This window comes from Natrinema sp. H-ect4 (genome assembly GCF_041894845.1).
Classification (GTDB): domain Archaea; phylum Halobacteriota; class Halobacteria; order Halobacteriales; family Natrialbaceae; genus Natrinema.
This window is the reverse complement of sequence record NZ_JBHDYC010000015.1, coordinates 1-24,655: the sequence shown is the minus strand read 5'-3', so window position 1 is coordinate 24,655 and position 24,655 is coordinate 1. Positions and strand designations below refer to the sequence as shown.

The 24,655-nt window shown below is 64.4% G+C and carries 28 protein-coding genes and 1 pseudogene; 13 read left to right on the top strand and 16 right to left on the bottom strand.

The window, feature by feature from the left end; genetic code table 11:
* Positions 1 to 138: 138 nt before the first annotated feature.
* Both ACEWFR_RS17720 and ACEWFR_RS17715 read right to left on the bottom strand, forming a co-directional pair.
* Positions 139 to 786: a hypothetical protein gene (locus ACEWFR_RS17720; protein WP_374062299.1), complete on the bottom strand. Its 648-nt coding sequence runs from the start codon at positions 784 to 786 to the stop codon at positions 139 to 141.
* A gap of 189 nt (positions 787 to 975) precedes the next feature.
* Complete coding sequence (locus tag ACEWFR_RS17715) at positions 976 to 2,256, bottom strand: amidohydrolase (RefSeq protein ID WP_374062298.1); 1,281 nt, start codon at positions 2,254 to 2,256, stop codon at positions 976 to 978.
* Between the two features lie 454 nt (positions 2,257 to 2,710).
* Here ACEWFR_RS17715 and ACEWFR_RS17710 point away from each other — a divergent pair, with 454 nt between their 5' ends.
* Together ACEWFR_RS17710 and ACEWFR_RS17705 are read left to right on the top strand one after the other, a co-directional pair.
* On the top strand, positions 2,711 to 3,313 hold the full coding sequence (locus tag ACEWFR_RS17710) for a hypothetical protein (protein ID WP_374062379.1): 603 nt from the start codon (positions 2,711 to 2,713) through the stop codon (positions 3,311 to 3,313).
* A 48-nt stretch (positions 3,314 to 3,361) separates the two neighbouring features.
* Complete coding sequence (locus ACEWFR_RS17705; protein WP_374062297.1) at positions 3,362 to 3,814, top strand: DUF4870 domain-containing protein; 453 nt, start codon at positions 3,362 to 3,364, stop codon at positions 3,812 to 3,814.
* Positions 3,815 to 3,844: 30 nt separating this feature from the next.
* On the opposite strand, the gene ACEWFR_RS17700 is transcribed toward ACEWFR_RS17705, so the two are convergent.
* Entirely contained in the window at positions 3,845 to 4,234 is a 390-nt protein-coding gene (locus ACEWFR_RS17700) for a Rid family detoxifying hydrolase (RefSeq protein ID WP_374062378.1), read from the bottom strand.
* A gap of 74 nt (positions 4,235 to 4,308) precedes the next feature.
* The gene (locus ACEWFR_RS17695) at positions 4,309 to 5,691 is read right to left on the bottom strand and encodes an aspartate aminotransferase family protein (protein WP_374062296.1); all 1,383 of its coding nucleotides are present in this window, start codon (positions 5,689 to 5,691) and stop codon (positions 4,309 to 4,311) included.
* 851 nt (positions 5,692 to 6,542) lie between these two features.
* Here ACEWFR_RS17695 and dnaG point away from each other — a divergent pair.
* A complete protein-coding gene (gene dnaG / locus ACEWFR_RS17690; protein WP_374062295.1) occupies positions 6,543 to 7,964 on the top strand; it encodes a DNA primase DnaG in 1,422 nt (473 codons plus the stop codon).
* Between the two features lie 136 nt (positions 7,965 to 8,100).
* Here the strand turns inward: dnaG and ACEWFR_RS17685 are convergent, their stop codons facing one another.
* Positions 8,101 to 9,423, bottom strand: a complete 1,323-nt coding sequence (locus ACEWFR_RS17685; protein ID WP_374062294.1) for a TIGR00297 family protein — start codon at positions 9,421 to 9,423, stop codon at positions 8,101 to 8,103.
* 159 nt (positions 9,424 to 9,582) lie between these two features.
* On the opposite strand from ACEWFR_RS17685, the gene ACEWFR_RS17680 reads away from it, so the two are divergent.
* Positions 9,583 to 10,188 carry an undecaprenyl diphosphate synthase family protein gene (locus ACEWFR_RS17680; protein WP_374062293.1) on the top strand — a complete coding sequence of 202 codons (606 nt, stop codon included), beginning with the start codon at positions 9,583 to 9,585 and terminating at the stop codon, positions 10,186 to 10,188.
* Here ACEWFR_RS17680 and ACEWFR_RS17675 read toward each other — a convergent pair.
* Both ACEWFR_RS17675 and uppS read right to left on the bottom strand, forming a co-directional pair.
* Positions 10,185 to 10,580 carry a hypothetical protein gene (locus tag ACEWFR_RS17675; RefSeq protein WP_374062292.1) on the bottom strand — a complete coding sequence of 132 codons (396 nt, stop codon included), beginning with the start codon at positions 10,578 to 10,580 and terminating at the stop codon, positions 10,185 to 10,187. The two genes, ACEWFR_RS17680 and ACEWFR_RS17675, sit on opposite strands and share 4 nt — an antisense overlap.
* A 180-nt stretch (positions 10,581 to 10,760) precedes the next feature.
* The gene (gene uppS, locus ACEWFR_RS17670; RefSeq protein ID WP_374062291.1) at positions 10,761 to 11,693 is read right to left on the bottom strand and encodes a polyprenyl diphosphate synthase; all 933 of its coding nucleotides are present in this window, start codon (positions 11,691 to 11,693) and stop codon (positions 10,761 to 10,763) included.
* A gap of 174 nt (positions 11,694 to 11,867) precedes the next feature.
* Here uppS and ACEWFR_RS17665 point away from each other — a divergent pair, with 174 nt between their 5' ends.
* The 4 genes from ACEWFR_RS17665 (at position 11,868) to hemA (ending at position 15,485) form a co-directional block, all read left to right on the top strand.
* Positions 11,868 to 12,284, top strand: coding sequence for a DUF5778 family protein (locus ACEWFR_RS17665; protein WP_374062290.1), 417 nt, complete (start codon positions 11,868 to 11,870; stop codon positions 12,282 to 12,284).
* A gap of 89 nt (positions 12,285 to 12,373) precedes the next feature.
* On the top strand, positions 12,374 to 13,456 hold the full coding sequence (locus ACEWFR_RS17660; RefSeq protein WP_374062289.1) for an Lrp/AsnC family transcriptional regulator: 1,083 nt from the start codon (positions 12,374 to 12,376) through the stop codon (positions 13,454 to 13,456).
* Between the two features lie 29 nt (positions 13,457 to 13,485).
* Positions 13,486 to 14,142 carry a bifunctional precorrin-2 dehydrogenase/sirohydrochlorin ferrochelatase gene (locus ACEWFR_RS17655; protein ID WP_374062288.1) on the top strand — a complete coding sequence of 219 codons (657 nt, stop codon included), beginning with the start codon at positions 13,486 to 13,488 and terminating at the stop codon, positions 14,140 to 14,142.
* Positions 14,142 to 15,485, top strand: a complete 1,344-nt coding sequence (hemA, locus tag ACEWFR_RS17650; RefSeq protein WP_374062377.1) for a glutamyl-tRNA reductase — start codon at positions 14,142 to 14,144, stop codon at positions 15,483 to 15,485. The genes ACEWFR_RS17655 and hemA overlap by 1 nt, the downstream gene beginning before the upstream one ends.
* 149 nt (positions 15,486 to 15,634) lie before the next feature.
* On the opposite strand, the gene ACEWFR_RS17645 is transcribed toward hemA, so the two are convergent.
* The gene (locus ACEWFR_RS17645; protein WP_374062287.1) at positions 15,635 to 15,967 is read right to left on the bottom strand and encodes a hypothetical protein; all 333 of its coding nucleotides are present in this window, start codon (positions 15,965 to 15,967) and stop codon (positions 15,635 to 15,637) included.
* Between the two features lie 149 nt (positions 15,968 to 16,116).
* On the opposite strand from ACEWFR_RS17645, the pseudogene ACEWFR_RS17640 reads away from it, so the two are divergent.
* Positions 16,117 to 16,377 (top strand): annotated as a pseudogene (locus tag ACEWFR_RS17640) (glutathione S-transferase N-terminal domain-containing protein).
* 29 nt (positions 16,378 to 16,406) lie between these two features.
* Here ACEWFR_RS17640 and ACEWFR_RS17635 read toward each other — a convergent pair.
* The 5 genes from ACEWFR_RS17635 to ACEWFR_RS17615 form a co-directional block, all read right to left on the bottom strand.
* Positions 16,407 to 16,604 carry a hypothetical protein gene (locus tag ACEWFR_RS17635; RefSeq protein WP_374062286.1) on the bottom strand — a complete coding sequence of 66 codons (198 nt, stop codon included), beginning with the start codon at positions 16,602 to 16,604 and terminating at the stop codon, positions 16,407 to 16,409.
* A gap of 215 nt (positions 16,605 to 16,819) precedes the next feature.
* Positions 16,820 to 17,488 (bottom strand): HAD family hydrolase, encoded by a 669-nt coding sequence (locus ACEWFR_RS17630; RefSeq protein WP_374062285.1) that lies wholly within the window; start codon positions 17,486 to 17,488, stop codon positions 16,820 to 16,822.
* Between the two features lie 103 nt (positions 17,489 to 17,591).
* Positions 17,592 to 18,581, bottom strand: a complete 990-nt coding sequence (locus ACEWFR_RS17625; RefSeq protein WP_374062284.1) for an ABC transporter substrate-binding protein — start codon at positions 18,579 to 18,581, stop codon at positions 17,592 to 17,594.
* Complete coding sequence (locus tag ACEWFR_RS17620; protein ID WP_374062283.1) at positions 18,578 to 19,618, bottom strand: ABC transporter substrate-binding protein; 1,041 nt, start codon at positions 19,616 to 19,618, stop codon at positions 18,578 to 18,580. Before ACEWFR_RS17620 ends, ACEWFR_RS17625 begins: the two co-directional genes overlap by 4 nt.
* Positions 19,619 to 19,664: 46 nt before the next feature.
* Positions 19,665 to 20,558 carry an ABC transporter substrate-binding protein gene (locus ACEWFR_RS17615; RefSeq protein ID WP_374062282.1) on the bottom strand — a complete coding sequence of 298 codons (894 nt, stop codon included), beginning with the start codon at positions 20,556 to 20,558 and terminating at the stop codon, positions 19,665 to 19,667.
* Positions 20,559 to 20,641: 83 nt separating this feature from the next.
* Here ACEWFR_RS17615 and ACEWFR_RS17610 point away from each other — a divergent pair, with 83 nt between their 5' ends.
* Positions 20,642 to 21,010 carry a cupin domain-containing protein gene (locus ACEWFR_RS17610; RefSeq protein ID WP_374062281.1) on the top strand — a complete coding sequence of 123 codons (369 nt, stop codon included), beginning with the start codon at positions 20,642 to 20,644 and terminating at the stop codon, positions 21,008 to 21,010.
* A gap of 129 nt (positions 21,011 to 21,139) precedes the next feature.
* Entirely contained in the window at positions 21,140 to 21,568 is a 429-nt protein-coding gene (locus ACEWFR_RS17605; protein ID WP_374062280.1) for a VOC family protein, read from the top strand.
* Between the two features lie 78 nt (positions 21,569 to 21,646).
* Here ACEWFR_RS17605 and lwrS read toward each other — a convergent pair whose 3' ends face one another.
* The 3 genes from lwrS to ACEWFR_RS17590 all read right to left on the bottom strand — a co-directional run bounded on the left by lwrS (position 21,647) and on the right by ACEWFR_RS17590 (position 23,097).
* Positions 21,647 to 22,039: an LWR-salt protein gene (lwrS, locus tag ACEWFR_RS17600; RefSeq protein ID WP_374062279.1), complete on the bottom strand. Its 393-nt coding sequence runs from the start codon at positions 22,037 to 22,039 to the stop codon at positions 21,647 to 21,649.
* Positions 22,040 to 22,057: 18 nt separating this feature from the next.
* Positions 22,058 to 22,339, bottom strand: a complete 282-nt coding sequence (locus ACEWFR_RS17595) for a 4a-hydroxytetrahydrobiopterin dehydratase (protein ID WP_374062278.1) — start codon at positions 22,337 to 22,339, stop codon at positions 22,058 to 22,060.
* Positions 22,340 to 22,437: 98 nt separating this feature from the next.
* Complete coding sequence (locus tag ACEWFR_RS17590) at positions 22,438 to 23,097, bottom strand: helix-turn-helix domain-containing protein (protein ID WP_374062277.1); 660 nt, start codon at positions 23,095 to 23,097, stop codon at positions 22,438 to 22,440.
* A 527-nt stretch (positions 23,098 to 23,624) separates the two neighbouring features.
* Between ACEWFR_RS17590 and ACEWFR_RS17585 the strand changes: the two genes are divergently transcribed.
* Together ACEWFR_RS17585 and ACEWFR_RS17580 are read left to right on the top strand one after the other, a co-directional pair.
* Complete coding sequence (locus tag ACEWFR_RS17585) at positions 23,625 to 24,167, top strand: helix-turn-helix transcriptional regulator (protein ID WP_374062276.1); 543 nt, start codon at positions 23,625 to 23,627, stop codon at positions 24,165 to 24,167.
* A gap of 5 nt (positions 24,168 to 24,172) precedes the next feature.
* Positions 24,173 to 24,655, top strand: a 483-nt coding sequence (locus ACEWFR_RS17580; RefSeq protein ID WP_374062275.1) for a hypothetical protein, incomplete at its 3' end; no start/stop codon positions are given.

The following is a 24,655-nucleotide window of genomic DNA, read 5'->3' as shown; positions in this document are numbered from 1 at the left end:
GAGACCCGCGCGAGGATCGATGACTCGTCGGCGAAAACGATAATCGAAGGCGGCCGGGCTAGACGGATTGCCGTCACCGCGTCCCGGCGCAGCCCCGACTCGCATGGGGCTGCGCCGGAACTGACTGACACTACCGTTTCAGTTCGTCAGTTCCTCGAGCGTCTGCTCGCGAGTCTCGGTGCTCTCGGCAACGCGCTCGGCGAACTCGTCGACCCGGTCTTTGATCTCCGCGCGAGTGTCCTCCGGCGAGAAGCCATCGGACATCGTCAGCAGGCGCACGAACGCGCGGAGTTCCTCGTCGGTGAGCTGGGCGAACTCCTCGTTCTCGAGTTTGTCGACGACCTCGTCGACGTCGATCTGGCCGACCGGTTCGACGTTGAACTCGACGTTGACCATCCGGTAGTTCGAGCCGGCGAGACGCTGTTCGGCCTTGCCGACGCCCTCCGAAAGCATGTCCTTGAACGGGGTGTGATAGCCGATCGTCCCGAGGTGGAGAAAGGCGAGCATATCGGTGATTCCCTGGGTGTAAGCGTCGCGATCCTCGGCGTCGGGATCGAAGACCGTCTCTCGGTCGCGTTCCTCCATGTACTCGAAGAGGATGCTGAAGTCGAGCATCGCGTTGCGCACCCGGCGTCGGATCCGGTTTCGCTTCTGCTTCTTCGAGTGGTCGGTGTAGTCCGTCTTTCGACCGAGCAAGAAATCGCGGTCGGAAGGCGTGAGAATGCCGCGCGGGCGATCCGAGTCCGCCGCCGTCCGCAACGACTCCGGAACGTCGTCTTGGCTCATAGGGGATACACGGAGAGCCCGCGAATTAACGTTTCCCATTCAGCGAACGTGATTCTCGACGGACAGAAGCGTCCGTTCGACTGTCAGTCAGTATTGCGGTTTTCGACGAGAGTTACGGCGAACCGTCCGCCCGGTGAGCGCCATCAGATGGTTACAAGGGGCGTCTCAGCCCCGATCGAGAGCCAACCGCTACGGCCGCCGACGGGAGAGTTCGGTCGCCGTCTCGGTGAGCAACGTCACCCCGACCTCGAGGCTGTCCTCGTCGATGTCGAACGTCGGCGTGTGGTGGCTGGTCGGATGGTCGGTCCCGACGAGGACATACGAGGCCAGCCCGCCGTTTTCTTGGACGCGCTCCATCAGGTAGGTCACGTCCTCGCTGACGCCGAACTCCTCGGTCGGCACCACGCGCTCGACGCCGTCGATCTCCCAGGCGACGTTGCCCACGAGGTCCCGCAGGGCGGGGTGGCTGTCGACGCGGGGGGACTCGCTGATCACCCGCGGCGTGACGTCGCAGTCGTGCATCTCGGCGGCGGCGTAGCAGACGCGCTCGAGTTCCGTGCGCGTGTACTCCATCAGCGCGGTGGTCTCGCCGCGGACCTCGGCTTCGATCGTGACCTCCTCGGCGATGACGTTGCTCGCGGTACCGCCTTCGATTCGGCCGACGTTGATCCGCGTGAGCCCGTCGCTGTGTCGCGGAATCCCGTAGGCGTTCTGAATCGCGGTCGCCGCCGCCTGCATGGCGTTGGCCCCCTCGTTCGGCGCTTTGCCGGCGTGGGCGCTCGCCCCCTCGAACGTCGCGGTCAGGTGTGCCATCGCCAGCGGCTTCTCGATGCCGGCGACGATCTCGCCCGTCGGATGATCGAGGCCGATGTGAAGGGCGAGGAGGTAGTCGATGTCGTCGAGATAGCCGCTCTCGGCCATCGCCTTCCCGCCGCCGGAGATCTCCTCGGCGGGCTGGAAGAACACCGTCAGCGTTCCGTCGAACTCGCTCTCTTTGACCCTCTCGAGCGTCCCCAGCGCCATCGCGAGGTGGGCGTCGTGGCCGCAGGCGTGCATGTAGCCGTCGTGTTCGGACCGGAATCCCTCGGCGGCCGGCCGGTGCTCGCTCTCGTCGGATTCCCGCATCGAAATCGCGTCGAGATCGACGCGCAACCCGATGCAGGGACCCTCCCCCTGCTCGAGGGTCGCGATAACGCCAGTGTGACCGTCGGCCGTGCGCTCGAGAATATCCGACCGAACGCCCGCCTCGCGGGCGCGCTCGATCCACGGCTCGAGTTCCGCCGCCGGCGGCACGGCCATGCGCTCGTCCGTCGCCAGCGCGTCGCGGCCGACGGCGATCTCGTCGACGCCGATCCGCTCGAGTTCCTCGACGACCCGTCCGGTGGTCCGAAACTCGCGCCAGCCCGGTTCGGGATGACGGTGGAACTCCCGCCGTAATTCGCGCAATCTGTTTCGCGCTTCGTAGGACATTCTTGCCGGTTCTACGCGCGGGAGATACTTAATCGTAGTCGATAATCGTATACTGATTACGTACGATCGATGTAGATAGTCGGGGGTCGACGCAGATTCGAGCGGTTTACACGAGCAACCGACGCGAAGACCGCGACGGTCCCAGCGCAGAGACGGTCGAGGGGAACGGCGGTCAGAGAGGCGTGCGGAAGACAAGACTGGCCGCCGCGTGGAGCCCGCTCTTGCGCTGCGTCGTGATTCGCGTCGCCGAACGAATCGTTCACGGGTCCGCTCGAGACGAGATCACTCCTGAACCGAACTCGCGGGGTTTGCAGACGCGTTACCGCTCGCTTACTTCGAGCCAGCCGCACGTTCGAGCGATCGACGCACCGTTTTGCGGCCGCACATTCGCGTTTGGTGCCCGCCAAATCCATCACGGGATTTACTTTACAACCACTCGATGGATGGACCATCGATGCCGCCCCTCCCAACGTGGATCGACGATCGGATCGATCCCGCACTCGACAAGAAACTCACGCAGCAACACGTCGTCGAGGTCATGCTCGAGTCCGAGCGGCCGTTCTTTTCGATCCAGCAGCTCCGTGCTCGGGTCAAGCCGACGGTCAGTAAAGAGACGGTCCGAAACCGGCTCGACGAACTCCGCGAAATCGACGTCGTCGCCGCGGAAACGTATCCGGACACCATTACGCTGTACTACGTCAACCATCCCGAATCGCAGTGGCCGCTCTCGCCGGACGGGAAACGGGCGCTCGCTCACGATTCACCCCTCGAAACGCTGTCGGCGCGTGACTTCCTCCGACTCCGGAACCCGGCCGGGATCAGGACGCTGGTCCTGGCGGGCTTCCAGCTTAGCCTGGTGCTGTTCTGCGTCGGCGTCGGGATGATCGTGCTATCGATAGAGGCCCCCGTCGACGCGAGTCACGGGCTCTGGGCGGCCGCCGGCAATCTCTTCGTCGTCTGTCTGGTCCTCCTCTTCGCCGAACGCGCCGTTCGCAACCGTCGCGACGACGGCGCCAACGGATCGATTCCGACGCCTGAACGGACCAGTCCGAAGTAACGCGACGCAACTGACTGTCACCCAACTGACACCCCAGAACACGTACCCATGTCGACTGACTCCACCCCGAACGAATCGCCGTCTCCCGAATCGACTTCGACCGAACCCGGCCCGTCGATCCTCACGGAGCGGACGCTCCTGGGGATATTCGTCCACTTCATCGCGATCCTCCCGTTTCTCGGGTTCGTCACCGCCGGGATCATCTACGCGGTATCGGAACACGAATTCACGCGGGCCAACGCGCGGAACGCGCTCAACTGGCAGCTGCTGGTCAGCGGATCGTTCCTCGCGGTGTTCGTCCTCGTGTTCGGACTGGACGCGCTGTTCGAGTACGTCGCGCTTCCGGGGGTGATCGAAACGGTCGTCTTCGTCCCCGTCTTCGCGCTGGCGCTAGTCTCGATCCTCCTCGGATTCCTCAATTTCTTCGTCTGGATCGTCGCGATGGCAAAAGCCATCTTCGGCGACGCGTGGCGCTACCCGTTCGCGCCCGAATTCGTGTGATCGAGCCGGCGATTCCCGGACGTCGGACCCTCACCCGAGGAACGCCGTGGCGTCCAGCTCCACGCGAACGTCCCCGGGGAGTCGCGAGACCTCCACGCAGACTCGAGCCGGCGGCTCCTCGCCGAATCGGCTCCCGTAGGCCTCGTTGACCCGCTCGTAGTCCGCGAGATCGGTCAGGTAGACGGTGACTTTGACGACGTCCGCGAGGCCGTCGCCGCCGGCTTCGTCGACGACAGCGGCGATATTATCGAGCACCCGGTCGGTTTGGGCCTCGATATCGCCGTCGACGACCTCGCCGGTTTCGGGGTCGACGGGGCCGTAGCCGGACACGTACAGCGTGTCGCCAGCGCGAACCCCCTGCGAGTAGGGGTTGTCGTTGCTCGGTGCATCGTCGGTTTCGATGGAATCGGTGTCGGACATGGAATCGGTGTCGGACATAAAATCGATGTCGGACGTGGTGTGGGTAGTCTCGTCGCGCTTTCGCACCGCTCGAGTCAGGCGGTCTGGGTCGCTTCGGCGGTCACGTCGTCGATCGCCTCGACGATGACGTCGAGTGCCGTCTCAGCCAGGTCGTGCGTGAGCACCAGCGGCGGCAGGAATCGGAGGACGTTGCCGTGGCGGCCGGCCGTCCAGATCAGGACCCCGCGCTCGAAGCAGTACTGCTGGATCGCGTCGACAAGGTCGCCGTCCGGGTTACCGTCGCTATCGACGAACTCCGCGCCGATGAACAGCCCCTTGCCGCGGATGTCGGCGAGGTGCTCGTTGTCGTTGGCAGCCTCGCGAAGCCGGCCCCGAATGTACTCGCCGAGATCGCGAGCGTGCGCGAGGAGGTCGTGTTCTTGAATGTACTCGATGGCGCGGGTCCCAGCCCGCATCCCGACGACGTGGCCGCGGTAGGTGCCGGCGTGGTCGCCCGGCCCCCACGTGTCCAGATCCTCGTGGTAGATGGTCGCCGAGAGTGGGAAGCCCACGCCGCCCAGCGCTTTCGCGGAGGTCATCACGTCGGGAGCGACACCCTCCCAGTCGCTGGCCCACCACTTTCCGGTGCGGCCCAGCCCGCTCTGAATTTCGTCGAAGACGAGGACGACGTCGTTGTCGTCTGCGATGTCGCGCAGTCCCTGCAGGAAGCCCTTCGGCGGCGTGACGATGCCGCCCTCGCCCTGGATCGGTTCGACGATCATGCCGGCTGGATTGGCCAGCCCGCCGTAGGGATCCTCGACGATGGCCCGGACCTCCTCGAGCGCGTGATCGACCGCTTCCTCGGGCGTTTTCCCCTGTCGGAACGGGTGCGGATAGGGGGCATGAACGACGTCGGCGAGCAGCGGCGTGTAGTCGGCCTTGAACTTCTTGTTCGACGTGACGCTCATCGCCCCGGTCGTTGCACCGTGGTAGGCACCGCGGAACGCGATGAGGCCGTCGCCGCCGGTGTTGTACTTGGCGAGTTTGATCGACGCTTCGATGGCGTCGCTGCCGGTCGGGCCGCCGAAGACGACCTTGTTCTGGCCCTGCAAACCAGCAGGAACGATTTCGTCGAGTTTCTCGATCAGCTCGAGGCGTGCCTCGGTCGGAAAGTCGACCGTGTGGACGAACTTGTCGGCCTGCTCGTGGACCGCCTCGAGGACGTATGGGTTCGAGTGGCCGACGTTGAGCACGCCGATGCCCGCGAAGAGATCGATGTAGGTGTTGCCGTCGGCGTCACGGACCGTCGCGCCCTTCCCCTCCTCGAAGGCGATGGGGATGTCGTCCGGATAGGCGACCGCGCTACTGTCGATCTCGCGCTGTTTCTCGAGCAGCGCCCTGGTGTTTGGGCCGGGGACGGAGTCGACGTCCGGTGCGTCATCGAAATGGAGTTCGTCTATCGGCGGACCTGCCGTCATACGTAACGGCAGGTGAAACAGTTATAAATAACTTGTCCACAGTATCCATGAAGAACGTATACAGATACTGACCACGTGGCTCGTTTCGAAACCCGATACGGATGACACCGGTGACGAAAGTCGTAGACGAGGTAGAACGATCTGTACAGGGAACCTCTGTATCGCTCAGTCTGATCAACCGACGTGCGGTGGCGCGCGCTGTCCGCCGACCGAGCGTCGCGAGATGCGAACACAGTGAGCACCTCGGAGAGCGAACGGTGACCGAAGGGAACCGTGAGCCAAGCGAGGGCGTCGGACGACACTGCGCGAGGTCGTCGCGAGTGGAACGAGGGACTGCTCGGAAGACGCGGGGTGTCTTCCGTTGGATGAGTGAGCGAGTGCAGCGAGCGAACGTTAGCGCGGAACCTTTGGTTCCGCGAACCATGCTCACGGGCGCATAGCGCCCGTGAGCAGAAATCGGCTGGAGAGGGTGTGGCCTCTCCGTGTTGCCACGATAGCAGGACACTTCTTTCACTATAGTGCCAACTGAAAGTCAATGCACACCCGATCGCACGACAGCTTCGCGATCGGTGTATAAATCGTTTCAGTTGATACTATAGATTCCTTTCAGAACCCACCGTTCCATTTCCCGTCTATAGTGAACGGTCGTTCAAATCGTCGCTTTCGCATACAGAACGACGATCGGGCACGTTCGAAGATGCCGAATCGAGATCGAACGCTCACCGGCAAACTGAGCCGAGCCAACGCCTACGGAGGTCAACAGCTATTTGCCCCCCACGACCGAAATTACATATAAATCGGTCTCTGTACGCGACACCCGCGTCACCGCCCCTCCCGGGGACAGATCTCCAATGGAAGACACCTCGAAATATCTTATCCACGCAGACGTGACGGCTGACGGGATCGTCGAGCGAAGCGACGTCGTCGGCGCGATCTTCGGCCAGACCGAAGGACTGCTCGGCGACGACCTCGACCTCCGCGACCTCCGCCAGTCGAGCAAAGTCGGTCGTATCGACGTCGAAATCACGAGCACCGCCGGTCAGTCACACGGACAGGTGACGATCGCGACCAGTCTGGACAAGGTCGAAACCGCCACCCTCGCCGCCGCCCTCGAGACCATCACCCGGGTCGGTCCCTGCCGGGCCGACCTCGAGGTACGGGAGATCGAGGACGTGCGCGCAGCGAAGCGAAAAGAAGTCGTCGACCGCGCGAAGGAACTGCTCCGGACGGGGTTCGACGATACGATCATGTCCTCCGACGAGATCCTCGCGGAGGTGCGCCAGCAGGTCCGCGTCGAAGACATCACCGAGTACGAGGGACTCCCCGCCGGCCCCCGAGTGACGGACAGCGACGCGATCATCGTCGTCGAGGGTCGGGCCGACGTCCTCTCCCTGCTCAAGTACGGCATCAAAAACGCCATCGCGGTCGAGGGGACGAGCGTCCCCGACGCCGTGGCCGAACTCACTCGTCACCGCACCGTCACGGCCTTCCTCGACGGCGACCGCGGTGGCGACCTCATCCTCGAGGAACTCGCTCAGGTCGGCGACCTCGACTACGTCGCCTTCGCGCCCACCGAGAGCTCCGTCGAGGACCTGAACCACCACGAACTGTTCGCCGCGCTCCGGAACAAGGTGCCCTACGAGACCGTCTCGGAGCTGAACGAGCCCCGGGACGCGATCGCCGCGACCGACGGGAGTACGACGCCGGCACCGCCGCCGTCCGAACTGTCGACCGCGTCACCGACGACCACGGAGCCCGACGACGAGGGTGATCTCGAGTCGAGCGAGCGAGCTCCCGACTCGAGCGCCGCCCTCGAGACGCCGTCGGCGGTCGATCCGGAACGAGCGGCGACGAGTCGGGCGCAGTCGGGCGCGTCCGCCGAGGAGGCGGAGACGGAGTCGGAACGGACGCGCCAGGACGAGGCCGCGACCGACGCCGAGTCAGATACCGATCGCGCCCCCGAGACGGTCTACGGGCACGCGACCGCGGTCATTCGGGCGGGAACCGACAGCGTCCGCTTTCTCGACGCCGAGGCCGACCCGATCGACGACGCTGACGCGAGCGAGACCTACGAGACGCTCGAGGCCCTCGAGACCGCGCCGACGACGGTCGTCCTCGACGGGATCCTCGACCAGCGGCTCCTCGATCTGGCGGCCGACCGCGGCGTCGATCGAATCATCGCGCGCTCGCTCGGCCAGTTCACCAAGCGGCCGACCGACGTTCGGATCCACGCGGTCGACGACGTTGCCGAGCAGCGGCCGGACGCGGAGTGAGTGGCGATTTTTCGCAACTGAATCCGGCCGTCGAACGGAGAATGGGTAGCCAGTACGGTACCCCACGAGCCGTGTCCACGGACCGAACGGTTGTCGGCATCGTTGGACGCTTCGAAGCCGGGATCGGTTCTGCCCCTCAGGAAACGGCGATCGAGAGCACCAGGAGGGCGCTGACGATCGCGCCGGAGAGCGTCGCCAGGAAGTTCACGCCCTGGTTCCCCAGAATCGTTCCCTCGAGCGTCGCCCCGAGCAGGCTATCGACGGTCATGCCGGCGATACCCGCGGCGACGATTATCGCCGCGCCGACGAGTTCGATGTCGGGGAAGAGCCCGTACGCGATCGCGGCGACGACCGCTGCGCCGACCACGCCGGCGAGTTCTCCCTGCCAGGTGACGCCGCCGTCCGTGCCGGGATCGACCGGCTCGAGGGTGGTGATCAGCCGCGGCCGGTCGAAGACGCTGCCGATCTCGCTCGAGAGGGTGTCGCTCATCGCAGTCGCGATCGAGCCCGCGAAGGCGAAGAGGAACAGTTCGGGCTCTCGAGGGAGGAAGCCGGCGTCGCTGGCCGCGTAGCCGAGCACCGCGACGAGCGCGACGGCGGCGTTGCCGAGGACGTTCCCGCTCCCCCGAGCCCCGTTGTTGTCCTCGGCGACGCCGAGTTCCGTCTTCCGCTCGTAGCGGAACTTCGTTGAGAGGCCGCCGATGGCGAAAAAGGAGATGAGGACGGTGAACCAGCCGTAGCCGCCGAGAACGATCGTTAGCAGCCCCAGCAAGATTCCGGTGAGCATCCCCGCGATGGACGCCGTCTCGAGGGCGTAGGATGCGTAGCCGAAGGCGACCGTAACGGCGAGTGCGATGACGATTTCGCCCGTCCCGATAGTCGGCTCGAGTTCCGCGAGCAACCAGAGCAGGAGGCCGACCGAGAGAACGATGATCGGGTCGTCGGAGGGGAGGAGTACGTCGCGAAGGAGTGCGGCGAAGAACGCACCGCTGGCGGCCAGGAAGACGACCAGCGGCAGTGCTGATGCGACGGCGTCACCGGTGAGCGAGTGGGTGAGCGCCTGTCCGGCGACAGCGGCTGCGAGTGCCGCGAGACAGAAGCCGCCCACGCGAACGACATCGGTGTCCGTTCGTAGCCTGACGAGTTGCGCGCCGAGGTTGCCGTAGCCGACCAGCAGTATCGTCCCGACGAAGACGGCGATCGGCATCGACGCCGCGGTCGCCATGAGACCGAGCGCGACCGCCGCGAGAACGAACGTGATGAGACCGTAGAGTCGTGAATCCTCGTAATCGCCCGGATACGCCAGCAGGTCAAAGAGCGGGCCGTCGGTGATCACGTAGGCCCCCAGGAGGACGACACCGGCGACCGCGGCTGCCACCCGCGGTTCGACGAGCGGAACGGCCAGCGAGAGCGTACAGAGAGCCGCGAACACGCCGGCTCGCCGAACGGGTGCTGTCACGATATCGGTCCATTTCTGTGGCGATTACTTCAAGGTTCGTGAACGCTGCTCGAGTCGGTTTTCACCGCGTTTAACGGCTCATTCGGGCTGTACGTATCGTCGCTGGGCGTCCGTTAGAAACCCGAAACTCGTATCACAGTCGCCGGGAAACTCACGCGTGTGGGATTGTACGAACGGTACCTCGCCCTCCGGATCGCCCGTCACGACGGCGACCCCCCAGACCACGTCGCGCTCGTGATTACCGAACGCGATCTGTTAGAGCGAGGCGCCTACGAGACGCTCACGGACTTCTTCGAGTGGGCTGTCGAGTACGCCTCGCAGGTGACCGTCTACGTGAGCGTCCTCGACGCGGCGGCGGTGCCGGCCTTACAGCGCGAACTCGAGACGATCGACGCGCCGCGGCCGGTCGCCGTTCGCGGCCCGGAGGACAGGGCGCGTGCGGACGCGCCGATCCGGATTGGGATCGGCCTTGGCGGGAAACACGAGTTCACCAGCGCGGTGCGAACCCTCGCGGAGCGGGTCGAGTCGGGCGACCTCGATCCCGACGAGATCGACGACGAACACGTCGAAGACCACCTCGTGTTCCCGTCGGAGCCGGATCTAGTGATCAAGACCGGCGCGGAGCGGCTCTCCGATTTCATGATCTGGCAGTCGGTCTACTCGGAACTGTACTTCACCGACGTCAACTGGCGGGACTTCCGCAAGCGAGACTTTCTCCGGGCGGTCCGTGAGTACTGCAACCGGTCGCGACGGTACGGCCGTTAGTCGGCAGAGTCGCGCCGCTGTGAGGTGTTCGTCCCCGTTGACTCGATCGTACCGGCGAGTTCCGCGACCCGATCGTCCGCGACCACGACGGGACGTTCCAGATGGACCGTGTCCGTCTCGCGGTCGTACTCGAGGACGTCGCGCGCCTCGAGTTTCGGCAGGACGACATGGATGAGCGAGACGCGAACGGTGCGTTCGTCGGCGTCGTCCCGACCGGCGACGGCGTCGGTCAGCCTATCGACCGGGAGCGGTGGTTCACACGTCGAGAGCACGTGGAGGGTGAGACGCGTCCTGGGGTTCGCGAGGAGCGCGTACGCCTCGTCGAGCGGGACGTTCGTGAGCCGAACGAATCGCTCGACATCGACGACGGGCGCACTGTTTGGAGCCGGCATCGCAAATTGTGTTGTCATACTGATGGATAAATGTCTTGCGGTGAGGGTAGTTAGCAACCCACAGGGACCGGTGCCGCCCGATCGCCCGGCAGCTCTGCGATCGATGGATACGCGGGGAGGCAGTGGCGGACGGCGGCGGGCAGTAGCTGACGGCAGGACGATAGTGGCCGTTCAGCGGGGTCAGTCCGCAACCTGACTGCTCGAGTCCCCGCTCTCGAGTTCCCCGGTGTCGGGCTGTTCGCCCGATGGGAGCGAGTCGCGAAACCGGTCGACGATCGAACGGGCTTCGGCGAGTTCCGGCTCGCTGACCGCGCCGAGCAGGGCCAGTGCACGGCGAGCGCGGGTTCGCCGCCAGGATTCCTCACGATGTTCGTAGGTTCGAATCCCGCGGAGGAAGTCCGTCTTGGAGAACTCCGGCCAGAAGGGCGTACAAAAGAAGACGGCCGCCTCGTTGCCGTTGGCGTGCCACGGGAGGAAGTTCGACGTTCGCTCGTCGCCGCCCGGTCTGATGATGAGGTCGACGTCTCGAACCGGCTGATCGTACAGTCGGCGCTCGATGTCTTCGACGTCGATCTCGTCGGGCTCGAGGTTGCCCGTTTCGACGCCCGCCGCGACCCCGCGGGCGGCCTCGAGCAGTCGCGAGCGACCGCCGTAGGCGAGCGCGATGTTGAGGACAAACCGATCGTAGCCACACGTGCGCCGTTCGGCGTACTCGACGGCGTTTTGAACCCGCTCGGGAAGCATCTCCGTTTCGCCGATGGCGCGGATGCAGACGTCGTTCTCGTGGACGCGGTCGGCGTCCGCAAACTCGTGGAGTTTCTCACAGAGGAGGTCGAACAGCGCCTCGTTTTCCTCCGCCGGCCGCTCGAAGTTCTCCGTCGAGAACGTGTACAGCGTCAGCTCTTCGACGCCGATGTCCTGACACCACTCGAGGACGCGTTCGGTCGTTTCGGCACCGGCCCGGTGGCCCTCGTGGGCGTCGCCGCCCCGGCGGCGGGCGTACCGCCGGTTCCCGTCCTGAATCACTGCGACGTGTGTCGGCGCGCCGGAGATTTCCCTGGAGAGTAGCCGCTCGTAGGCCGAATCAACACGTTGGCGGAGCCACCGCTTCATTACTCGGGTAAAAGTCACCGAGACCTATGGTTCTTGCGTGTCACCCTCCCTCAGCGAGACGGAGCGACACCCTCACACTCCTGGGCGTGAGGACAGGGTCGCTCTCTCCGGGATGAGTCACTCGCGCCGTCGGAATCGTGACGGCTATCAGGCCGGCCCCGTACGATTCCGATAATGACAAACACCAACTCCGACGCGCTCGACGAGGATCTCTATCAGCGGACCAAGGCGCTGCTCGAGCCCGGCGACATCGCCCTCAACGGGGCGATCGTCCACACCGACTACGACGGCAGCGAGGACGTGCAGATGATGCAGGCGACGATCGACGTCGGCGACATCATCGCCGAACAGTCGGGATACGACCCGCAGGACTGCTACGTCTACTCGGGCAACGACGACACCGACTTCTCCTCGAACCAGCACCAGGGGCTGACCCTCGAGGACGAGGAATTCGTCTGGGAATGCCAGCAACTGCTGCGCGAGGGCAGTTTCGACATCGTCATCTACTACGAGGCGAGCGCGGACCACGAGGCGATCCTCGAGGGGATTCGAGCGCTCGGTTTCGACGTGACGGGCGTCGAAGGGGAGTAAGCTCTTCCGTCGGTTACTCGCTCAGAAGGCGAGCGAGACGAGCCTCCAGTTCCAATTCGCTTATACACCGCCAGTCCCGAGCATTCCGTATGACCACGGACGTCGACCTCACGAAGCGCGAGCGGGCGGTCGTCAACGCCTTTCAGGGCGGCTTTCCCGTCGTGGAACGGCCGTTCGAGCCCGCCGCGGCCGCCATGCGCGAGCGCGGGGTCGACATCGACGCAGCGGAGTTACTCGAGACGATTCAGGACTTGGACGAGCGCGGTGTTCTCTCGCGGTTCGGTGCGCTCGTCAACGCACAGGAGATCGGCGGCGCGGCGACGCTGGTCGCCATGCACGCCCCCGAGGACCGGTTCGACGAGATCGTCGAGCGGGTTAACGACCACCGCGAGGTGGCTCACAACTACGAGCGCGAGCATCCACACCTGAACGTCTGGTTCGTCGTCAGTGTCGCCGACGAGGACCGCGTGGCGGACGTTCTATCCGAAATCGAAGCGGGGACGGGCCAGGAGACGTACAACCTCCCCAAACAACAGGAGTTCCGCGTCGAGGCCAAGTTCTACGTCGACGGACCGTTCGACGGCGATGGAAACACCGACGCAGCCGGTATCGACTGTTCTGCTCTCGGCCCGGATATCGCGCCAACCGACGAATCCACGCTTACCCCGGCCGAACGCGACCTCGTCCTCGAGATACAGGACGGCGTGCCGCTCACCGAGACGCCGTACGCGGACGTGGCCGATGCGATCGATCAGGATCTCGAGTGGGTGCTCGAGACGGTCAAACGATTCGAGCGCGACGGAAAGATTCGGCGGATCGGCGTCGTACCGAATCACTACGCGCTTGGCTACACGGAAAACGGAATGACGGTCTGGAACGTGCCGGACGAGGTCGTCCCCGAGGTCGGCCCCGAAGTCGCCGCGTTGCCCTTCGTCACCCACTGTTATCAGCGCCCGCGTCACGAGGGAGTCTGGCCGTACAACTTCTTTGCGATGACTCACGGCCGCAGCGAGTCCGAGAGCCAACGGCGCATCGAGCAGGTCCGCGAGACCATGGCCGAGTACTGGGACGTGACCGACGACGACTGGGACTCCCTGTTTTCGACGCAAATATTGAAGAAAACTGGCATTCGGATGGCGGAGCGTGCCGATGCCAACACCAGAGAGCGGTAACGGCGAACAGACGGACCCCTTCAGACACGATGATTCCACTCTTACACGATTTCACGGATGCGACGGTGCTCGTCTTCGGCGGCGGCCCCGTCGGTGCCCGGAAGGCCCGGCGGTTCGCCCGCGAGGCGCGGGTGCTCGTCGTCAGCCCGGCATTCGCCGATCGGGACTTCGGCGGAGCCGAGCTGATCCGCACCGCGCCCGATCCCGACGATATCGCGGGGTGGCTCGAGCGCGCCACGCCCGCGCTGGTCGTCGCCGCGACGGACGACGAGGGGATCAACGAGGCCGTCGCCGACGCGGCCCACGAGCGAGGGTGTCTCGTCAACCGGGCGGATCGATCGGGCGAACGCGATCCCGGTAGCGTCGTTGTTCCCGCGACAGTCCGCGAGGAGCCGGTAACCGTCGCGGTCGCGACCGGTGGCACGGCACCCGCGCTGAGCAAGTACCTTCGGCAGGAACTCGAGGAGACTCTCGACGGGGCCGGCGAGATGGCCCGAGTCTGTGCGGGGTTGCGCGAGGAACTCAAAGCGCGCGACGTGCCGGCCGACCGACGGCGACGGGTCGTCACCGACGTCGTCAATTCTCCGGATCTTTGGACAGCTTTACGTACGGGTACTTCCAACTGTCCGCAAGTGATCGAGGACGTGCTCGGCGAACAACCGTCTACCGGGAGTGATCAGCCGTGATTTCGACCGGGGTCGTTACGGCAGCGCGGGTGACACACGACAGCGGTAGTGTCGACCAACTCGCCGCCGCCAGCCCCGAGAATCAGGAGGCCGCCGTGACGGAGCTGCTGACCGTGCCCGACATCGAAGAGGCGTACGTCCTCTCGACGTGTAACAGAGTAGAGGCGTACGTCGTCGGGTCGGACCACACTGTCGGCCGGGCCGCACTCGCGGAATTTTTCGCCGCGATCGACAACGAGGCCGTCGTCACCACCGACCACGACGAGAGCCTGCGGCACCTGCTGCGAGTCGCCGCCGGCCTCGAGTCGGTGATCCTCGGCGAGGACCAGATTATCGGCCAGGTCCGGACCGCCTACGAGGACGCCCGCGACGCCGGCGGCATCGGCTCGATGCTCGAGGCCGCCGTCACGAAGGCCATCCACGTCGGCGAGCGCGCCCGCACCGAGACGGCGATCAACGAGGGCGTCGTCTCGCTGGGCTCGGCCGCGACGCGACGGGCCGCCCGGGAGATTCCGCTCGAGGGAGCGACCGCGCTGGTCGTCGGAGCCGGCGAGATGGGACAACTCGCCGCTCGCAGTCTCGCGACCGCCAGCGTCGACGAACTCATCGTCGCCAACCGGACCGTCGCCCACGCCGCCCACCTCGTCGACGATATCGCGGATGAGACCGATGCCACCGCCGCGTCGCTGGAGGCGCTCGATACCGTCGCGACCCGCGCCGACGTCGTCGTCACGGCGACCGGCAGCGAGGAGCCGATACTCGAACCCCAACATTTCGAGGGGCAGGCAAGTGAACAGGTGATCGTCGATCTCGGGCAGCCTCGCGATGTCGCACCGGCGACCGCCACGCTGCCCGCGGTGCGGATCTTCGATCTGGACGACCTCGAGTCGATCACCGCAGAGACCCGCGACCAGCGAGCCGACGCGGCTCGCGAGGTCGAATCGATGATCGACCGGGAGTTCGACCTGCTCACGGAGCAGTACAAGCGCGCCCGCGCCGACGAGGCCATCGCCGCCATGTACGAGTCCGCCGAGCGGATCAAGGAACGAGAGGTCGAGACGGCCCTCTCGCACCTCGAGGGCGACGAGGGGTCCGACGAACACCGCGAAGTCGTCGAGGCGATGGCCGACTCGCTGGTCAATCAGTTGCTCGCACCGCCGACCAAGAGCCTGCGGGAGGCGGCGGCGGAAGACGACTGGAGCACCATCCATACCGCGCTCCAACTGTTCGATCCGGAGTTCGGCGCGAACGACGGGCCGATCGCGCCGCCATCGATGGCTGCCGCCGTCACCGGTGACACGACGACCGGTGACGCGAGTCTCGGCGCGACCGACGACGACTGACGACGCGGCGGAGTTCTATCGCTCTCGAGTGCGTTTTGTGAGTTCGTTCGGTAGCGTCCGCTCCCGTCGGACAGAACGCCATCGCTCGGTCGCAACTGCGACCGGAAAACCCCTACCCGGATCGTCTCCCGTCGGGAGACGCGACCCCGCTACCGATTCGGCGCGCCGTACTCGACGTGGACCGTCGGGACGCTCGCGGAGTCGGGCGCTTCGTTGCCGTTCCAGTCGACGAGTCGGACGTTCGCCATCTCGCCGGAGAAGCGAAACCGCTGGACGCCGACATCGATTGCCCCCTCCGCGACGCTCCCCGAGAGGACGGTTCCCTCAGCCATCGGATCACCCGCTAGCATCTCGAGGTCACCGTCGACGGCGATCTCGTAGTTCGAGGGGACTCCTCGACCGACGATCGTGACGAGGTTCGGCAATTGTGTGTCATTCGCAGCGTTGGTAGTCCGGTTTTGTACCGGCGTGTCGCGTGCCATGCACCGATAACCAGAGCATCCCGGCATAAGCTTTCCTGTCGATTAAATGGTAAGAATACATGAATGCGGCTCCGAGACTCGCCGACGATTCGTCAGTGGCTGCGCGGCCAACGTGTACGGAGAGCGGTGGTGTGGTCGCCGTACGCAGGATGCTCGCGCTCTATCAGGCGGAGGACTGTCCACACAGCGCGGATGTCCGCGAGAAGCTGACGGCTCTCGGCGGTTCGTACGTGACTCACACCCCCCGCTGACCCGACGGCAACCGCGAGGTGCTCAACGAGTGGCGTCACGGGGCGATGATCGATCTGGGCGGCGAGGACGCGATTCCGTTCCTCGTCGACACCGACCGCGAGGAATCGCGCTACGAGAGCGACGAGATCGTCGACTACCTCGAGAAACATTACGGGTGAGCCACGACGAGACGCCGACCGCTCGGTTCTCAGTCGCTCGAGGGAACGAGGTCGCGAACGAATATCTCGCCGGTGACGTCGGGAATCGTCGGGCGGACAACCGATTCGCTCGAGTCGATCGCGTGTCCCGTCTCGACGTGATGCTCGATCGCCGCCCGCGAGCGGTCGCGCTGTGACGGTTCGCTGGCGGCGTTTAGATGCCAGTCGCAGTCGAGGCAGTACTTCATCGTAACTCCGTCTCCGACTGGACCGTTGAATTCTTTGTGGTCTTAGCGATATCCTCACTATCGGTCCCGAGCGAGATCCGGCCGTCGCTCTCGACGTGCGTGAAATCTGCCCCGATTCGTCGCCTGCAGGAGAGAGAGAGGATCTCGTGATCCGTGCTCTCAATTTTCACACGTTCTCTCAGACGCCCACCGGAACGGGTGCTCGCCGTGAAACGTCAGTCGGTCGCCGATCGATGCGGTCCATTGAACCCCAGTTCGTCGAACGAGCGGACGCGGTGATCACCGAGCACGCACCGGCCCCGCCGCTCGTGGCCGACGCGTTCGACGTGAATCGCGTCGAGTCCGGCGTTCCACGCCGCACCGATGTCGCAAGCACCATCGCCGGCGAGCACACCCCGGTGGCCGTTGTGAGCGACACCGAGATCGGTCATGACGCGCTCGACAGGGTCCGGGTCGGGCTTCCAGCCCGTCTCCTCGGTACAGCACAGACGCGCGTCGAACCAGTCACGGATCCCGACGTGTTCCAACACCGGCTCGGTGAGGAACTCCTGACAGTGTGTGACGAGCCCGACCGGTGCCTCGAGGTCGGCGACGAACGCGGCGTCCTCGTGGAGGTAGGTCTGTTCGGCTCGCACCAGCGGTTCTTCCTCGTCGTGGAAGACCTCCCAGAACGCCTGCGGGTCGACCCCCCACTCCTCGAGCTGGCGATCTCGGGAGCCAGTCAGGCCGCTCCAGAGGATGTCGGCCTCCCGGTCGGTGAACTCCCGCCCCAGCCGGTCGCCGACCCGGTCGAACACCTCGCGGGTGTAAGACCACTCGACGTCGACGAGGGTCCCATCGAGGTCCAGCAGCCAGAAGTCGTACTCGGATTGCTCGAGGGCCATTCGGACACAGATGTACGGGGTTCTCCAGTAAATGCCTGTCGACCGTCGCGGAACGGCCACTGATGGAGAACACGGCCGATCGCGGCGGAAATCGGAGACGCGATCACTCCGCCGTCGGCCGGACCCGGTCGGCGTACTCGGCGACGATCGGCTCGTCGGCGGGCCGAAACTCGTCGGTCCACACGGCGTCCGGATCGATCGCACCCTCGAGCAGCGCCGTCTCCGAGAGCGTCTCCCCGAGTCGCCGCCAGCGGGCCGGATCCTGCACACCCCAGCCGTGATCCTGAGTATACGGCGTGAACTGCAGTCGGTTCGCGGCGGTTTCGAACTTGCGCCGTTCGATCTCTCGATTGCGCTCGAGCGTGGCGTTCCGGTCGACGAGCACGTCGATCGCGCGCTCGGGGTCGCGAGTCGCGGCAGCCCAGCCGTGCGCGGTCGCCCGCAGGAACGACCGAATCGTCTCCGGGTTCTCGTCCGCGAACTCGGGGCCGGTGACGAGCGTCATCCCGTAGATATCCAGATAGTCGCCGATCGGGAGTTCGTCGGCCGTCCGATCGTGTTCCCGGCCGATTTCGATCCCGTTCGTGACGACGCCGACCGCCGCGTCGACCGTCCCGTCGACCACCTTGTGCTGGACGCGGTGGTGCGTGTGCGGGTCGACTTCGAGGAGTTCGACCTCGTCGCGGATGCCCGCGTTCGCGAGCAACTGAGCGGTGAGGATCCGCGTCTTCGTGGCGGAGGGCGCAACCGTTTGGCCCGCGAGCTGTTCGGGTTCGGTGAGTTCCTCGCCAAAGACGTCCCGCAGGGTGTAGACGGCCGCTGGCGTCTTCTGGGTCACCGCCGCGACCGCGAGCGGCTCGAAGCCTTCGCTTTGTTTCGCTAACACGGCGCTCGCGCCGGCGAGCGCGATATCGCTCTCGCCGCGAGCGGCGCGTTCGACCGCAAACGGCGAGCCGTGTCCCTCGACGAACTCGACCTCGAGGCCCTCCGCCTCGTAGAACCCCGCTTCGCGGGCGAGGAAGTACGGCGACTGGAAGCCGTTGGGTTCCCAGTTGAGCTGGAACGAGATGGGCTCGCTGTCCGTCGCGGTCATGCGTCCACCTCGAGGGTCGGCCGGAACAGTCCGTCCGGGAGTTCGTCGACACCGAGCGCGTCCGCGCCGGCGACCGCGCGCAGGTCGTCGAACAGCCGCTCCATCCCCTCGACCGTCGACTCGTCCCAGTCGGGAACGACCATCTCCCGCCACCGATCGCGGACGGCTCGGATGACCGCGGGGTCGTCCTCGTACATGAGTTGTGCGCCGATCTCGGTCCAAAGTTCGTCGTCGCGTTGCAGTCGCTCGACGGCGTCCTGAAACGCGCTCTGAAACCCGCGGACAGCATCGGGATGGTTGGCGAGATATCCCTCACTCGTCAGGAACGTCGAGACCGGAATCGGGCGATCGCCGTCGGTGTCAGTGTCGATGTCGGTGTCGGTACCGCCGTCCGCGAGGCGGTCTACCAGCCGCGACATCGGCAGCACCTCGCGGTAGGGTCCGGTCTCGACGATCTCCGGGATAATCTGCCAGAACTGGAGGATCGCGTCGACCTCGCTCTCCTCGAGCAGCCGAGTGAGTTCGACCTTCGAACCGGCCTCGACCGGCGTCGCCGTCTCGTCCGGATCGAAGCCATGGAACTCTCGACAGGCCGCCCGGACGAGGATCCAGTTCTTGTCGAGGCGTCTGACGACGCCGATTCGGTGGCCCGAGAGATCCGCGAGCCCGTCGATCGGCGAGTCGTCGGGGACGACCAGCCCGCCGACGGTCTGGCCGTAGGGGTGGAAGGCGACGATCGGCGCGCCGTCGGCGCGCTCGCGGGCCGTCGAGATGTAGTCGATGTCGATCAGGTCGGCGTCGCCGTCCTGGAGTTTCGCCTCGACGGTCTCGCGGCCCGCCTCGAGTTCGTCGGAGACGAGTTGCAGGTCGAGGTGAAAGCCGTGGTCGTGGTCGTAGCCGAACCGTTTGATCGTATAGAGCATGTACCGCGGGCTGCCGTTGTGTTCGAACCGCGCCCGCAGAACGGGACGGTCGTCGGGGTCGCTCTGGAACTCGTCGATCGCGGCCTGTTGGGAACTGATGTCGATATCGGTCATGGTGGGGTTTGGATGGAGGTGGCGCTTGGGGCGTCTCGATGCGTGATCACAGCGGCGCGACGATGTCGTCGATCGTCGCGTCCTCGCCGATCAATCCGCGGGCCTGCATCCACTCGAGGTGGTCGTCGAGTTCCCCGCGGTCGGCGGGCTCGGGGACCTCGTACTCGGGCACGTCGATCTCTTCGCGGACGGCGTCGACGTCGATCTCGTCGAACAGGTCTGGCGCGACCGCCGCGTCGGCCTCGAGTAACTCGAGATACGTCCCGCGGAAGGCGTCGGGATCGGCGTTGATGTCGTCGACCGCGCGGCCGTAGGCCCGCAGGAACGCCTCGAGCAGGTCACGATCGATTTCGGCGCTGCCGACGATGCCCATGTGGTTGTCGTACTCGAGGAGTCGTCGGAAACCGAGGTGGTCGGCGAGGGTACTGTGGGGGTCGATGAGCGTCACGGCGTCGACGCGCCCCTCGCGAAGGGCCTGCAGCCTGTCGGTCGGCATTCCGCAGCCGACGAGGTCGATCTCGTCGGGCGGGACGTGTTCCTCGAGCGCCTTTCGCGCGGTATACTCCTGCCCGGTTCGCAAGTTGACACCGACAGGGACCTCCGCGAGGTCGGCCGGGGTCTCGATTGCGGAGTCGGGACGGGTAAAGACGGTGTACGGCAGGTTCGCGAAGGTGCCGTTTGCGACGATGCGGCCGTCGCCCATCTCCCACGTCCGGCGGATGCTCTCCCACTTGCAGATCGGGTAGAGGTCTACGTCGTAATCGTCCGTCAGCGTTTCCTCTGCGGGGATATACTTGACTTCGACGTCGCGTCTGTCCCGTTCGACCAGTTCGACCGTGAGCCCCTCATCGCGGAAGTAGCCCTCTTCGGCCGCCACCCGCTGGGGCAGCATGAACGAGAACGGGAGGTGAAACAGCCGGACGGATTGGTGTGTCAACATGTATCAACCGACACCGCTGAGGTGCTTAAAGCGTTTTCACGATACGTTTATCAGTGATGGCGTGGGGAGTGTTTCCTGCTCACATGGAGAAACGATCGACGGACCGGGCGGCGTTCGAGGAGGTCGCTGACGGCGTCCACCTCGCGGCGCTCCCCACCGGAGACCGAGCGGGCATGGTCTACTGGCGGATCGAAGCCGGAGCGACGCTACCGGTCCACGCGCACGACAACGAACAGATCGGGTTCGTCCTTGAGGGGGAACTCACCGCAATCGTCGAGGGCGAGGAGTACCCGCTCACGGCTGGCGACGCGTATCGATTCGCGAGCAGCGAACGCCACGGCGCGGAAAATCGGGCTCGCGAGGATGCGTTCGGTCTCGGGGTCCTCGCGCCGCCGCGGGAGGAACCGGAGTGGCGGCAGACGCCGTCGCCCTCGCGGGTCGATAGTTCCTGAGGGGCGTCCGCTCGTTACAAACTCGCTCGAGGCCGAACGGTGCGGACCGCTGCAGTCGATACTCGCTCGAGGCCGGTCGACGCTGCTGCCACGGCTAGCCTCATGTCCCTTCCCGTGGTACTTCCCGACATGGACGCTGTCGATCACATCAACGTCGATGTCGACGCGCTCGAGCCCTGTTACGAGTTTTACCGCGATGTCCTCGATCTCGAACTGGTCAGACCGCCCGACGATTTCCAGGGTGCACACGCGATGTTTCGGGCCGGCGAGACGGTCGTGACGCTGGCCGAAACCGGCCGCGCCGAGAACTGGGATGAGCGTGGGCTCGATCACCCGCTCGACAAGGCCCACCTCGCGTTCGCAACCGATCGCGGGCCCTACGAGTCGCTGATGGCCGACCTCGAGGGACAGTTCCCGAAGCAAGGACCCTACGACTGGGGGGAGTTCGAGGGCTTTTACTTCCTCGACCCGGACGGCAACCTCCTCGAGGTCATCACGTACGATTCACCCGAGGACGAACGAACGCGCCCGTTGCTGACGCACGACGATGTCGAGTAACGAGTGGCTGTACCCCTCGAGTGACTGCGGATTTCGAGTCTCGCGCGCCGGACGGAACGCGGTCAACTCGCGGCGCGGTCACGACGCATCCGTCACACGAACGCTCGAGCCCAGATACTTCGACAACACCTCGGAGACATCATCGGCGTTGAACGCCTCGAGATCCGCCTCGATCTCCGATTTCAGCGCCTCGAGATAGTCCTCGTCGGCCTGCAGTTCGCGGAAGTCGACCGATTCGACGGTCCGCTCGGGAACGCCGAGCCACTCCGCGGCGAGCCGGCGGGCGTAGTCCTCGTCGGATACCTCGCCGCGCCACAGCGTATTCCGGAAAAACAGCCAGCCCTCGGTACCCGGCTCCGGGGCCCCGCGAAAGAGCGTGACCGTCGTCTCGGCGCTGCTCGGCTCGAGGGAGACGTTCTCCTGAGCGGGCTCGAGTCGGACACGCACGCGGAAGACGTAGCGGGCGTCCATCGTGTGGGTACTGTGATTTCAGTCGCCGCGTTCGGACTCGATCAGTTCGGCCATCTCGATGTCATCGTCGGTGATGCCGCCTTCCTCGTGGGATGTCAACCGGATCTCGACGCCGGCGTAGCGAATGATGATCTCGGGGTGGTGAAACTGCGCTTCGGCGATCTCGCCGACCATCTGTGCGAAGTTGACGCCGCGAAGATAGTCGTCGAACTCGTACACACGAACGATCTCGTCGCCCTCGCGGTTCCAGTCGTCGGGGAGTTGCGTCTCGATCTCATCGTCGGAAAGCAGGTTAGTCATGTGGTGGCGAACGTAAGCCACCCAAATAACGATTGTGCCGGGTTCCCATTCGGCCGCCGCCTCGCGATCACAATCCGTCGCGGCCGGTCGACTGGCGCTCACTCGAGCTGTGACTCCTCTCCCGCGGGCTGGAGTTCGGCGTCGACCAGCGTCTCGTAGGCCCGCCGGAACCGCTCGGAGAGCGCCTGATGGGAGATTCCGAGCTCCTCGGCCAACTCCTCCATCGACACCCCGCGCGGAATCTCGAAGTAGCCATACTCGAGTGCGGCCTCGAGGGCTTCCTGCTGTTCGGGCGTCAACCGAGTCTCACAGCCGTCGGCGTCGGTCACGTCGGTCACGCGCCGGAGATCGGCGTTGATCCCGCGGCCGACCAGCCGCTCGTAGGCCTCGGTGAGCAGGTCGCGGTCGCGGTACCGAACCGTCACCTGCCACCAGCCGTCGGTCGCCCGCGCCTCGAGCAGCGAGCCGCCGTCGAGAAGCAGGTCGTTCCAGAGGATCTCGGTCCCCGTCTCATCCGCGAAGGTCACGTCGTACAGCAGTCTCGAGTCCGTCTCGACGAGGAGTTCCGCTGCCTCGACCGAGGGGTCGGCCGCGAACGCGTCGTCGACCGTCTCGCGATCGACGCCGGCGACCCACAGCGACGGGCGCGTCTTCGACACCGAGGACTCGAGTTCGAACGTGGCCGCCGGCGCGCGCTCGAAGGCGGTTGCCAACGCCGTTTCCGCCGCCGGCAGTCGAAGGTCGGCTATCGTCGACATCGGGCTTCGTACACCACCGTCGCGTAAAAACTGCTGTTGTGGCGCAACTGACTGTCTAATTCGATGATATCGATCCGAGGAAGACGTGACTCGAGGCGAGACCGCTCAGCCCCATCGATCTACACGATACTCCGGACTGGGGAACCGGCGTGCGGTGGCGCGCGCTACGTCGGTAGTGTTAACTTAGACATAATTCCACCAAACGGCGTGGGCCTGAAGCTATAGTAGCCACTGAAAGTCATTGCACACCTGATCGAACGACAGCTATACGATCAGTGTGTGAATCGTTTCAGTGGCTACTATAGGTGTCTGCGGTAGCTGGATCGACGTGGCTGAAACAGTTTGAGAACGAAGCGGCTCGTCGTTCTACCACACGAAAGAGACGTTCGACCTGATTTCGATAGCCGTGTAGTTGAATGCGGTAGCTGAGCCCTTCTCGGCGAAGTCCACCGATGAGATCGTCGGCGTCATCGACGGGAGAAACATTTAAATAGTTGTTGCTACTATATAGTGGCAAGGTGAAGCCAATGTCCGAATACGAGGAGTTTGAGTTCCCAATGTACATCCAGGACCAGCAGGCTGTCTTCATAGGACGAGTTACTGACGAGGAGTCCGAAATGGAAGGGATGCCTGCGTACTATATCCATTGGCGAGGTGGACTATTCGTGGGTACGTACAACGAAAAGGACGAACGATTTAGTCCACGGTACTCACCTAATATCGAGGGGGGAGCAATGTCTGAGCAAGTCCATGAATTCAAAACCTCTACTCCCGAGGTAGAACTCTCTCGTGTTGGACGTGCACTTCACAACGCATGGTCATTACATGAGTCCGGCATGATTGGGGTGAAACAAGCCCACGTATTAGCGTTACATAGAGCTGGATTCAGTCGAAGTGAAATCGCCCAGATATTGAATATTGAGCCAAGTACGGTTGACTCGCACCGGTACGATGCGACAGGGAAGGCCGATGCGGCGAAGACTTTCGTCGCACGTGTAAAAGAGATTGAAGAGAAGGGTGATGCTGATATTACCCAAAGAGAAGACGAAACTGCCCCGAACACACATTAATTTGGATGTATGTCTTCCAGAAACCATTTTCAGCACTCGACACTGCACGCGGCTTTGAGCAATTAGGGGATAACCCATCGCCGTACACACTACGAGGGGGTGGAGAAAGTAAGGCAAAAGCAAACGCAATCCATGAGAACAGACCAAATGCCGACCAACAAGAGGACGAGAACTCAAACGAGCCGATTACTCTTGAGGTAGATACATGGGAAGAGAATGTCTGGGAAATGGACTTTCCTCATGTAGATACCATCCCACATGCAAAGCTGTTTGGCCGAGCAACTCGGGTGCTTGAGTTCGCAGAACGAAGTGGATATGTAAATAATTCTGAACTGGATGGCAGCATAGATGAGAATGACGTATTGGGGTATTTCGATCCGGTACCAAGACGTATCGTTGTAGATACTGACCCAGATGACTTTCTGGGTGCGAGAAAAGGGCCGACAGTAGCACACGAGCTTGGACACGCCTTTGATATCGATATTGGG

Excerpts from the sequence above, each read along its gene's own strand:
- ACEWFR_RS17720 (WP_374062299.1), bottom strand. The coding sequence starts at position 786 with ATGAGCCAAGACGACGTTCCGGAGTCGTTGCGGACGGCGGCGGACTCG.
- ACEWFR_RS17715 (WP_374062298.1), bottom strand. The coding sequence starts at position 2,256 with ATGTCCTACGAAGCGCGAAACAGATTGCGCGAATTACGGCGGGAGTTC.
- ACEWFR_RS17710 (WP_374062379.1), top strand. The coding sequence starts at position 2,711 with ATGCCGCCCCTCCCAACGTGGATCGACGATCGGATCGATCCCGCACTC.
- ACEWFR_RS17705 (WP_374062297.1), top strand. The coding sequence starts at position 3,362 with ATGTCGACTGACTCCACCCCGAACGAATCGCCGTCTCCCGAATCGACT.
- ACEWFR_RS17700 (WP_374062378.1), bottom strand. The coding sequence starts at position 4,234 with ATGTCCGACACCGATTCCATCGAAACCGACGATGCACCGAGCAACGAC.
- ACEWFR_RS17695 (WP_374062296.1), bottom strand. The coding sequence starts at position 5,691 with ATGACGGCAGGTCCGCCGATAGACGAACTCCATTTCGATGACGCACCG.
- dnaG (WP_374062295.1), top strand. The coding sequence starts at position 6,543 with ATGGAAGACACCTCGAAATATCTTATCCACGCAGACGTGACGGCTGAC.
- ACEWFR_RS17675 (WP_374062292.1), bottom strand. The coding sequence starts at position 10,580 with ATGCCGGCTCCAAACAGTGCGCCCGTCGTCGATGTCGAGCGATTCGTT.
- uppS (WP_374062291.1), bottom strand. The coding sequence starts at position 11,693 with ATGAAGCGGTGGCTCCGCCAACGTGTTGATTCGGCCTACGAGCGGCTA.
- ACEWFR_RS17665 (WP_374062290.1), top strand. The coding sequence starts at position 11,868 with ATGACAAACACCAACTCCGACGCGCTCGACGAGGATCTCTATCAGCGG.
- ACEWFR_RS17660 (WP_374062289.1), top strand. The coding sequence starts at position 12,374 with ATGACCACGGACGTCGACCTCACGAAGCGCGAGCGGGCGGTCGTCAAC.
- ACEWFR_RS17655 (WP_374062288.1), top strand. The coding sequence starts at position 13,486 with ATGATTCCACTCTTACACGATTTCACGGATGCGACGGTGCTCGTCTTC.
- ACEWFR_RS17645 (WP_374062287.1), bottom strand. The coding sequence starts at position 15,967 with ATGGCACGCGACACGCCGGTACAAAACCGGACTACCAACGCTGCGAAT.
- ACEWFR_RS17635 (WP_374062286.1), bottom strand. The coding sequence starts at position 16,604 with ATGAAGTACTGCCTCGACTGCGACTGGCATCTAAACGCCGCCAGCGAA.
- ACEWFR_RS17630 (WP_374062285.1), bottom strand. The coding sequence starts at position 17,488 with ATGGCCCTCGAGCAATCCGAGTACGACTTCTGGCTGCTGGACCTCGAT.
- ACEWFR_RS17625 (WP_374062284.1), bottom strand. The coding sequence starts at position 18,581 with ATGACCGCGACGGACAGCGAGCCCATCTCGTTCCAGCTCAACTGGGAA.
- ACEWFR_RS17620 (WP_374062283.1), bottom strand. The coding sequence starts at position 19,618 with ATGACCGATATCGACATCAGTTCCCAACAGGCCGCGATCGACGAGTTC.
- ACEWFR_RS17615 (WP_374062282.1), bottom strand. The coding sequence starts at position 20,558 with ATGTTGACACACCAATCCGTCCGGCTGTTTCACCTCCCGTTCTCGTTC.
- ACEWFR_RS17610 (WP_374062281.1), top strand. The coding sequence starts at position 20,642 with ATGGAGAAACGATCGACGGACCGGGCGGCGTTCGAGGAGGTCGCTGAC.
- ACEWFR_RS17605 (WP_374062280.1), top strand. The coding sequence starts at position 21,140 with ATGGACGCTGTCGATCACATCAACGTCGATGTCGACGCGCTCGAGCCC.
- lwrS (WP_374062279.1), bottom strand. The coding sequence starts at position 22,039 with ATGGACGCCCGCTACGTCTTCCGCGTGCGTGTCCGACTCGAGCCCGCT.
- ACEWFR_RS17595 (WP_374062278.1), bottom strand. The coding sequence starts at position 22,339 with ATGACTAACCTGCTTTCCGACGATGAGATCGAGACGCAACTCCCCGAC.
- ACEWFR_RS17590 (WP_374062277.1), bottom strand. The coding sequence starts at position 23,097 with ATGTCGACGATAGCCGACCTTCGACTGCCGGCGGCGGAAACGGCGTTG.
- ACEWFR_RS17585 (WP_374062276.1), top strand. The coding sequence starts at position 23,625 with ATGTCCGAATACGAGGAGTTTGAGTTCCCAATGTACATCCAGGACCAG.